The following is a 9,225-nucleotide window of genomic DNA, read 5'->3' as shown; positions in this document are numbered from 1 at the left end:
ATCCGGTGGTTCTGTATGGAAGGGCCATCGCTCAACGGATAAAAGGTACTCCGGGGATAACAGGCTGATACCGCCCAAGAGTTCATATCGACGGCGGTGTTTGGCACCTCGATGTCGGCTCATCACATCCTGGGGCTGTAGTCGGTCCCAAGGGTATGGCTGTTCGCCATTTAAAGTGGTACGCGAGCTGGGTTCAGAACGTCGTGAGACAGTTCGGTCCCTATCTGTCGTGGGCGTTGGAGATTTGAGAGGGGCTGCTCCTAGTACGAGAGGACCGGAGTGGACGAACCTCTGGTGTTCCGGTTGTCACGCCAGTGGCACTGCCGGGTAGCTATGTTCGGAAGCGATAACCGCTGAAAGCATCTAAGCGGGAAGCGCGCCTCAAGATGAGATCTCCCGGGAGCTTGACTCCCCTAAAGGAACCATCAAGACCAGGTGGTTGATAGGCAGGGTGTGTAAGTGCAGCAATGCATTGAGCTAACCTGTACTAATGATCCGTGTGGCTTGACCATATAACCTCAAGTGGCCTTGGTCTCGACGATACGTCGACGACATTCGCCTCATTCGCTACTTTTCCAACCCATGCAAGCTGGCGCTCCAAGCGCCGCTTCACCCCCTTGTCCAGTGACCATAGCGGTGTGGTCCCACCCGATCCCTTTCCGAACTCGGAAGTGAAACGCACCCGCGCCGATGGTAGTGTGGCTTAAGCCATGCAAGAGTAGGTCATCGCTGGACATTTACACCGAAGGCCCGTCCGCAAGGACGGGCCTTCTTCTTTTTGCGCTTCACAAAGCGCTTTGATGTTCGCCCGACGCGCCAATCCAGTGGGGCCGCCGTCGTGTGCCGCGCCGTGGGACGGTACTTTTCGAGATTCCCGTGCAAGCGTCTCTCCGACGCCGCGCTGTGGCTAGTGCGCGCTATTGATGTGCCCAGGGGGCTGGCTGCGGACGATCGAATCGCTCTGATGACGGCGAGCTCCGTCCGGGCTTGCGCGTCCGCCGTTCCCATCGCAAGTGACGCACACGCAATCTACCGGAGGTGCCAGCGCATCGAGCCGGTGTCCATGACTCCAACGGTCAGGCAGCAAACGAGGCCGCGCGCGGCGCGGCTCGTCGGACATCACAGAACCAGCGGCGGCTCCCCGCCCACGATCACCACGTCCGCCGCTCGGCGGGCGAACAGGCCCACCGACACCACTCCGGGAATCTGGTTGATCGCCTGCTCCAAGCCGACCGGATCGACGATGGAAAGGCCGTGGATGTCCAGGATCACATTGCCGTTGTCGGTGACGACACCCGCGCCATCCGCAGTCTGGCGCCATACCGGTTGGGCGCGTGTCATCGCCTGGATCTCGCGCGCGACGAGGCTGCGTGCCATCGGGATGACCTCGACCGGGAGCGGGAAACGGCCCAGCACGTCCACGCGCTTGCTCGGATCCACCACACACACGAACGTCTGGCTGGCCTCGGCGATGATCTTCTCGCGCGTGAGCGCCGCACCGCCGCCCTTGATCAGCCGCTTGTGCGGATCGCATTCGTCCGCGCCATCGACATACAGCGACAGCGGGCCCGTAGCGTTCAGGTCCAGCACTTCGATGCCGTGCTTGCGCAGGCGCTCGGTGCTCTGATCTGAGCTGGAGACAGCGCCCTTGATGCGGTCCTGGATCCGCGCCAGTGCGTCAATGAAGTAGGCGACGGTGGATCCCGTGCCGACGCCGACGATCATGCCGTCTTCCACGTACTCGATGGCCTTCTCGGCGGCCAGGCGCTTGGCTTCACTCATGGGACTTCGGACTTCCGGTATGGGGAAATGGGGGGCGCGCTCACTCGAGCGACAGCAGGTACTTCCATTGCGCGGCTGACACCGGCAGCACGGAAAGGCGGTTGCCGCGTCGGACCAGGGCGAAATCCTCGCCCAGCTTCCCGGCATGCTGCTTGATCTCGTCGAGCGGGATAGTGCGCGAAAGCTTGCGGTCGAAGGCCACGTCCACCAGGAACCAGCGTGGCTCCTCGCGCGTGCTCTTGGGATCGAAATAGTCGGACTTCGCATCGAACTGCGATTCGTCCGGGTATGCCTTGCTGGCCACCGTGGCGGTGCCGACGATGCCGGGCACGTCCGTATTGGAGTGATAGAACAGCACGCCGTCGCCGACCTGCATGCCGTCGCGCATGAAGTTGCGTGCCTGGTAGTTGCGCACGCCATTCCAGGGCTCGGTGCGGACGCGCTCCAGATCGTCGATCGAGAAGGTGTCCGGCTCGGTCTTCATCAGCCAGTAGCGGCGGCGGGCGCTCATGCGGTTGTCCTGCTGCAGTCGAGCGTGATCGTTTCGGTGCAGACCGCGTCCAACGCCACGTCCCAGTCGGCCCGATCGAGCAGATCGACGCGTTGCGCATCGAACGCCGCGCCGACCAGCCAGGGCGGAGCGACCTGACGTTGGCGGAATGCGAAGCTGCGATCGTACCAGCCGCCTCCCATGCCGAGGCGGTGCCCGCGTTCATCGAAGCCCACCAGCGGCGCGACCACGAGTCCCATCTGTTCGGGCTCGAGCAGCGATACCGGCGCGAGATCGGGCTCGGGAATGCCGTGACGATTGCTTACCAGCGGATCGCCCGGACGCCAGGGGCCGAAACGCAGACGGCCGTCGTCATGCAGGACGGGCAGGCAATAGATGCATTCCCGCGGCAGGCGCAGTTGCCAGGCATGGAGTGCGATCTCACCGTCGCTAGCCCAGTAGCCGGCGACGTAGCCTTCCTGCGGCGCGAACGGCAGCGCCAGCAGATGCGCCGCCAACCGGTCGGCGGCCTCGATGCGTCGTGCGGCCGGCAGGGCGCGGCGGCGGTCGCGAAGTTCACGGCGCAATGCCGTGCGGTCAGCCGTCATGCGACGCGAATCCTGTTGAGCGGCGGCGGAGCCGGCCGATGGGCGGGTTCATCGTGCGGAGCAAAAAAATTCGGGCGCGAATCCGCGCCCGAATCTGGGCCCGGCCTGATGGCCGCGGCCGTGTGAATGAGAAGTCCTCCGCCGATGGCGATGCTTGCGAAACGACCTTGAACCCGAGGTTCAAGTGGGAACGCTTGGATGCCTTCGGGCTTCCCGCTACAAGGCGGACTTGCACTCCGGGCCTCCGCCGCGCCCCCGTGGTCGTCAATAAGGGACAAGGCGAATGTTTGCGCACGCTGTCGCGTACAGCAGAGGACGAAGACGGAGTATAGCGCGACGTCCGCATATGCGCTCCCCGCTCGTCGGCACAGACATTGGCACGATTCAGCACAGCACCGCATCGCGATCCGGCTTTGGAAGCGCGCACGATACGCGCGCTTCCGGGCGTTTCGCTCAGCGCGCAGGCGTGTCGAACAGATCGTCGAGACGGCGGTGCAGATCGGTCAGCGTGCGCGAGAGTTCGCGATCGCGCGAAGCATGCTCGTCGCGCGACTGCTGCAGGTCGTGCGCAAGATTCAGCGCCGCAAGCACCGCGACACGATCGAGCGCCGCCATCCGGTTGTTGCCGCGGATCTCGCGCATCTTGCTGTCGAGCAGCTTCGCCGCGGTCAGCAGGCTGTCGCGCTCGCCCGGCTCGCAACCCACGGTGTATTCGCGATCGAGCACACGGATGCTCACCACTTCGCTGGTGCTGCTCATTGCATGCTCACGTGTGCTGTTCCAGCGATTTCAGTCGGGCGATCATCGCCTCGACGCGGGTGCGTGCCTGTTCGTTCTTTGCCAGCAGCGAGGAACGTTCGCCCATCAGCTGTTCCTGTTGCTGGCGAAGGCTGCGGTTCTCCTCGCTGAGCCGGCGCGAACGCTCGGCCAACTGCTCGACACGGTCGACCAGCGACTGCAGTTGGGCAAGGAGATGGGCCTGTTCCATGGCGGGCACGATAGCAGGGCCCCGTGTCGGGTCAAGCAGGCCGCGGGCTGGGCCGGTCCGGGACGGAACCGGCTTCCTCAGGGCATCGTGCCGACCGTCCCACCACCGACCGGCACCGTGTGGGGTGCCCAGGCGCGGATGAAGGACAGGCAGCTGGGCGCCTCGAGCGGGCGCGAGAGCCAGTAGCCCTGGATTTCATCGCAGCCGCGTCCGCGCAGGAACTGCATCTGCGCCTCGGTTTCCACGCCTTCTGCGATGACCGTCAGGCCCAGCGAATGGGCCATCGCGATCACCGTGGTGGTGATGGCCTCATCGTCCGCGTCGCGGGTGAGGTCACCGATGAACTCCTTGTCGATCTTCAGCGTGTTGATCGGCAGGCGTTTGAGGTAGGCCAACGACGAATACCCCGTGCCGAAGTCGTCGATGGCCAGGCCCACGCCCAGCGCGCGCAGGGCGTCCAGCGTCGCCGAGGTCTGCCCGGCGTTGGCCATGATCACGCTTTCGGTCAGCTCCAGCTGCAGCATCTCCGGAGGGACGCCGCTCTCGACCAGTGCACGCGCCACCTGCTTGGGCAGGTTGCCGCGCAGCAGCTGCAACGAAGAGACGTTCACCGCCATCGTCAGCTGGTCCAGGCCGTTGAGGCGCCAGCGCTTGAGCACGCTGCACGCTTCGCGCAGCGCCCACTCGCCGATGTCGAGGATCAGGCCGCTCTCTTCGGCCAGCGGAATGAACTGCGCCGGCGAGATGTCGCCCAGTTCCGGGCTGGTCCAGCGCAGCAGCGCTTCCACGCCGGTGATGCGCGACTGGTCCAGCGACAGCTTGGGCTGGAACACCAGGCGCAGCTCGTTGCGGTCCAGCACGCCGCGCAGCGCGGCGGAAATGGTCGCGCGGCCGCGGATCTCCACATCCATCGCTTCGGTGTAACGCATGAACGTGCGACGTCCAGCGGCCTTGGCCTGGTACATCGCGGTATCGGCGTGCTTGAGCAGGTCGGTCGGTACCAGCGCATGGTCGGGATACAGGCTGATGCCGATCGAGGGCGAGATCACCACGTCGTGGCGCTGGTCCAGATCGAGCGGTGCTTCGAACGCCAGCAGCACGTCGCGCGCGACCTGTTCCGCCTGCTCGACGTGCTCCAGGTTCTCCAGCAGCACGGTGAACTCATCACCGCCAAGGCGCGCAACGGTGTGCTGCGCTCCCACCGCATGCTGCAGGCGGATCGCTGCCGCGCGCAGGATGCGGTCGCCGGCCGCGTGGCCGAGCGAGTCGTTGATGTCCTTGAAGCGGTCCAGGTCCAGGAACAGCATCGCGATGCGGCTGTTCTGGCGACGCGCGCGCACGATGGCGCGCGACAGGCGCTCCGACAGCAGTGCGCGATTGGGCAGGCTGGTCAGCGTGTCGTAATTGGCCAGGTAACGCAGTTCCTGCTCGGCACGCTTCTGGTCGGTGATATCGCTCAGGACCGCCACGTAGTGGCCGTGCTGGCCGCCGGCGTCGAGCACCTCGCTGCCCTGGAACCAGCACAGGAACTCATCGCCATTCTTGCGCTGCTGCCAGATCTCGCCGGACCAGCGACCGTTGCGGCGCAGTTCGCCGCGCACGTGCTGGTAGAACGCCGGGTCGTGCTGGTCGCTGTCGAGCAGGCGCGTGGGACGGCCGATCACTTCCGCATCGGTGTAACCGGTGATGCGGGTGAAGGCGGGGTTGACCGAGACGAAGCGGAACTCCTGGTCGAACACCGCCACCGCCTCGATCATGCTGTTGAGCACCTGGCCGGCGATGCGGCGGTCGCGCTCGGCGCTGCGGTTGGCGGTGATGTCGCGCGCGGTACCCGCCACGCGCAGCGCACGCCCGTCGGGTCCACGTTCGACCACGCGACCGCGCGCGCGCATCCAGACCCAGCGACCGTCGGTGTCGCGCACGCGGTGTTCGGACAGATACAGCGCGGCGTCTCCGCGCAGGTGGCGCTTGAGCTTGGCCAGCGCCAGCGGCAGGTCCTCGGGATGGATCTGGAAGTTGGCGTCGACCAGCGTCTGCACGCCCAGTTCGGGCGTCAGGCCGGCCTGGTCGTCGGCACGCGTGCGACGCAGCACGCGGCGCTGCAGGTCGTAGTCCCAGAACTGTTCGCCCGAGGCCCACAGCGCCAGCTTGAGTCGTTCGTCGCGTTCGCGGATCTGTGCGAAGTAGCCACGCTCACGCCGACGGTCCTGCAGGCGGCGCCACGCAAGCACGCCGACCAGTGCCAGCAGGGTGGTCACACCCGCGGCGATCACCAGCGGATGGCGCCACACCGGCGGCGCCACACGCACCGGGATCTCGAGCGTCTGCGGATTCCACGAACCGTCGCGCCCCGTTGCCTGTGCCTGGAAGGTGTAATTGCCGTACGGCAGGCGCGTGTAGGTGAGGTCGTGCTGGCTGCCGTTGTCGATCCAGTCCTTGTCGAACCCATCCATGCGGTATCGGTAGCGCAGGCCGGCGGACGGCGCGAAATCGAGCGCACCGATGCGCAGGCGCAGCAGGCCCGCACCCTCGTCCAGATCCAGTCGCGTGGGCTGCCACAGCGCGCGTGGGTCGGCGGTGGCCTGGTTGCCCACCCACGCACCGAGCAGACGCAGTGGTGCCGTGTACCCCGATTCCTGCATGCGTCGCGGATCGAACAGATTCAGCCCGCGCACGCCGCCGAACGTAATGCGCCCGTCGTCCAGCTGCGCGACCGAGCCGCCATGGAATTCCAGGTCCTGCAGGCCGTCGGCCAGGCCATAGCTGCGGGTGCGTTGCTGGTGGATGTCGTAGGCGATGATGCCGGCCTGCGTGCTGAGCCACAGCTGCCCCGCAGGGCCTTCGGCGATGGAGAACACCACCGGTACCTGGCTGCCGCCCAGCGAACCGGTCAGCGGATGGGCGAAGCGGATGCGACCGCCGCGCTCCTCCACGATGCGGCTCAGGCCCGCATGCGTGCCGACCCACAGTGAACCGTCATGGGCGACATGCAGTGCACGCACGCGGTTGCCGGACAGACTGTCGGGATTGCGGCTGTCGTGCCGGAAGTGCTGCAGCCGACCCGTGGCGGGATCGAGCATGTCCAGCCCGTCGCCGGTGCCGAACCACACATGGCCGTGCCGGTCCTCGACGATGGCATGCACGACCGGATAGCTCAGCCCGCTCGGGTCGTTCTCGCGATACGGGTAATGCGTGATCTGCCCGCTGTCGGGTCGATAGCGGTACACACCGAAACCATGGCTGCCGATCCACAACGTTCCGTCGCGTCCCACCGCCAGCGTGCGCAGCGGTGTACGCCCGAGGCCGGGTGGCGACAGCGCCTGCGCATGCCGCGCCTGCGGATCCAGCCGATACAGGCCGACATCGGTCGCGACCCAGAGGTCGTCCCCGTCCGCCGGCGCGAAGCCGGTCACGTGCGGCGGCGAGGCGCCGTCGCCCAGCAGCCCGCTGAGGTCTTCGAAGCGGTCGTTGTCCAGCTCGTAGCGCAGCAGGCGCGCGTTGTCGGTGCCCAGCCAGAGGGCGCCGTCGTGTGCCTGCGTGACGGTGCGGACGCTGTCGGCCGAGGCCGGGCTGTCGTTGCGGCGGTGTTCCAGATTGAAGACATAGCGGAAGCGCGTGCCGCGCGGATCGGTGACGGCGATGCCGCGGAACTGCCCACCCACCCACAGCATGCCGCCGCGGTCGACCATCAATGCGTTGATGGAATCGTCGGGCAGGCTCGCGTCGATGCTGGGTTCTTCGCGCACCTGTTCCACGCGACCGGTCGCCGGGTCGAGCCGGCGCAGCCCGTAGCCGTACACCGAGAACCACAGTTGCCGATCCGGTGCCTGCGCGATCGCGCGCACCATCATGCCCCCGCCGCCGGTCTCGCGCGGCCACACGCGCACGAGTTCGCGGCCATTGCTGTGCAGACGGAACAGGCCGTCCTCGCGACCCACCCACAGCTGGCGGGCGTGGTCCTCGAACAGCGCGGTGACCGCCTCGCCCGAACCGATCCGTTCCGGCGCGCCCTGCGCGTCCAGCCGGTACAGGCCGACCGGGCCGCCGTACCAGGCGGTGCCCTCGCGCGTGGCGAGCAGGCTCTGCCGGTTTGCGGCGCCCATCATCTGGCTTTCCAGCGGCAGCACCGTCTCGCGCTTTCCGGTGTCCGGGTCCAGGCGCTCCAGACCCGCCACGGTGCCTACCCATACGCGACCCTTCCACGGCAGCACCGCCATCACCTGCCGGTGCGGGTGGCTCGGCCCGGAGGCGGTGAAGCGGCGGATCTGGCCCGTGCCCAGGTCCAGTCGGCTGAGGTATTCGGAATAGGTGCCGACCCAGAGCGCGCGGCCGCCTTCCAGGGCGATCGCGGTGACGTTGCTGTCCGGCAGGCTGCCGGGGTCGCGCGGGTTGTTGCGGTAGGGCAGGTAGCGCTGGCCGTCGTAGCGGTGCAGGCCGCCCTGCGTGGCCACCCAGACGTAGCCTTCGCTGTCCTGCGCCAGGGCGGTGACGGTGTTCTGGGTGAGCCCGCGCTCGCTGCCCAGCGAAGAGAAGTAGAAGTCCCGTGTCGCGGCCGATGCCGGGGCGGCCATGGCCAGCACCACGGCGAGGACCGGGCCGGCGACCCGGGCGATGGATAACGCGAAGTATGGGTGCGGACGCACGGACATCCATGGCTGGGGCGCGGCAGCGCTCAGTGTAGGCAGGCGTTCGCGCCGGCAACAACCCGCGGGTTGTTACACTGGGGACCATCCCCCCGTTTTTCATGCCCCGGCCCAGGCAACGTGTCCGAAATCGAACTGCCCGACCTGTCCGTGATCGACGCCGAGAGCCGCCAACTGGCACTCGCCGCGACCCCCTTCGAACTGCATGGCGCCCTGTGCGGCTGGCTCGCCGGCGGTGGCCCGTCGGTGCGCGAATGGCCAGCCAAGGTGCTGGCCGACGATGCGCTGCCAACGCCCGCGCCGGGCAGCCCGCTGGACGAACTGCGGCTGGCGAGCGCGGCGCAACTGTCCGACCGCAGTTTCGACTTCTCGCTGCTGCTGCCCGAGTCCGACGCCAGCCTCGCCGAACGCAGCGGCGCGCTGTTCGAGTGGTGCCGTGGTTTCCTCGGCGGTTTCGGCCTGTCCGCCGGCTCGCGTCCGTCGCTGTCCGAGGAAGGCAGCGAGGCGCTCGGCGATCTGGCCAAGCTTGCCGCCGCCCAGGCACAGAGTGATGGCGACGAGGAAGACGAAGAGGCGCTGGTCGAGATCGAGGAATTCGTGCGTGTCGCCGTGCTGCTGCTGCACGGCGATTGCGTACTCGCCGCACAGCATCGCCAGAAACTGAACTGACCGCAGGGTTCGAGTGGGCGGAAGGCGCCGTCGAAGTCTCATCCC

At 67.0% G+C, this 9,225-nt stretch carries 7 protein-coding genes, 2 rRNA genes and 1 other RNA gene (1 of these 10 running past the window's edge); 3 read left to right on the top strand and 7 right to left on the bottom strand.

Annotation, left to right across the window (positions count from 1 at the left end):
* Together QLQ15_RS01260 and rrf are read left to right on the top strand one after the other, a co-directional pair.
* A 23S ribosomal RNA gene (locus tag QLQ15_RS01260) occupies window positions 1–512 on the top strand; it begins 2,353 nt to the left of the window's first position.
* A gap of 108 nt (window positions 513–620) precedes the next feature.
* A 5S ribosomal RNA gene (gene rrf, locus QLQ15_RS01255) occupies window positions 621–735 on the top strand.
* Between the two features lie 384 nt (window positions 736–1,119).
* Here the strand turns inward: rrf and rpiA are convergent.
* The 7 genes from rpiA to QLQ15_RS01220 all read right to left on the bottom strand — a co-directional run bounded on the left by rpiA (window position 1,120) and on the right by QLQ15_RS01220 (window position 8,511).
* Window positions 1,120–1,782: a ribose-5-phosphate isomerase RpiA gene (gene rpiA / locus QLQ15_RS01250; protein ID WP_283211052.1), complete on the bottom strand. Its 663-nt coding sequence runs from the start codon at window positions 1,780–1,782 to the stop codon at window positions 1,120–1,122.
* Between the two features lie 40 nt (window positions 1,783–1,822).
* Window positions 1,823–2,293: an EVE domain-containing protein gene (locus QLQ15_RS01245; RefSeq protein ID WP_283211051.1), complete on the bottom strand. Its 471-nt coding sequence runs from the start codon at window positions 2,291–2,293 to the stop codon at window positions 1,823–1,825.
* A complete protein-coding gene (locus tag QLQ15_RS01240; RefSeq protein ID WP_283211050.1) occupies window positions 2,290–2,880 on the bottom strand; it encodes a 5-formyltetrahydrofolate cyclo-ligase in 591 nt (196 codons plus the stop codon). The genes QLQ15_RS01245 and QLQ15_RS01240 overlap by 4 nt, the downstream gene beginning before the upstream one ends.
* 131 nt (window positions 2,881–3,011) lie before the next feature.
* A non-coding RNA gene (ssrS, locus tag QLQ15_RS01235) (6S RNA) lies at window positions 3,012–3,198 on the bottom strand.
* 135 nt (window positions 3,199–3,333) lie between these two features.
* Window positions 3,334–3,639, bottom strand: coding sequence for a cell division protein ZapA (locus QLQ15_RS01230; protein WP_283211049.1), 306 nt, complete (start codon window positions 3,637–3,639; stop codon window positions 3,334–3,336).
* A gap of 7 nt (window positions 3,640–3,646) precedes the next feature.
* Window positions 3,647–3,868, bottom strand: coding sequence for a TIGR02449 family protein (locus QLQ15_RS01225; protein ID WP_283211048.1), 222 nt, complete (start codon window positions 3,866–3,868; stop codon window positions 3,647–3,649).
* 77 nt (window positions 3,869–3,945) lie between these two features.
* Window positions 3,946–8,511: an EAL domain-containing protein gene (locus tag QLQ15_RS01220; protein WP_283211047.1), complete on the bottom strand. Its 4,566-nt coding sequence runs from the start codon at window positions 8,509–8,511 to the stop codon at window positions 3,946–3,948.
* Between the two features lie 129 nt (window positions 8,512–8,640).
* On the opposite strand from QLQ15_RS01220, the gene QLQ15_RS01215 reads away from it, so the two are divergent.
* The gene (locus QLQ15_RS01215; protein WP_283213901.1) at window positions 8,641–9,180 is read left to right on the top strand and encodes a UPF0149 family protein; all 540 of its coding nucleotides are present in this window, start codon (window positions 8,641–8,643) and stop codon (window positions 9,178–9,180) included.
* Window positions 9,181–9,225 lie beyond the last annotated feature (45 nt).

The sequence above is a fragment of the Lysobacter stagni genome, from assembly GCF_030053425.1.
Taxonomy (GTDB): Bacteria; Pseudomonadota; Gammaproteobacteria; order Xanthomonadales; family Xanthomonadaceae; genus Lysobacter_J; species Lysobacter_J stagni.
The sequence above is the reverse complement of the archived record's forward strand: the minus strand, read 5'-3'. Positions and strand labels throughout refer to the sequence as shown.

Coding starts and splice junctions, on each gene's coding strand:
- QLQ15_RS01245 (WP_283211051.1), bottom strand. CDS start 2,293: ATGAGCGCCCGCCGCCGCTACTGGCTGATGAAGACCGAGCCGGACACC.
- rpiA (WP_283211052.1), bottom strand. CDS start 1,782: ATGAGTGAAGCCAAGCGCCTGGCCGCCGAGAAGGCCATCGAGTACGTG.
- QLQ15_RS01225 (WP_283211048.1), bottom strand. CDS start 3,868: ATGGAACAGGCCCATCTCCTTGCCCAACTGCAGTCGCTGGTCGACCGT.
- QLQ15_RS01230 (WP_283211049.1), bottom strand. CDS start 3,639: ATGAGCAGCACCAGCGAAGTGGTGAGCATCCGTGTGCTCGATCGCGAA.
- QLQ15_RS01240 (WP_283211050.1), bottom strand. CDS start 2,880: ATGACGGCTGACCGCACGGCATTGCGCCGTGAACTTCGCGACCGCCGC.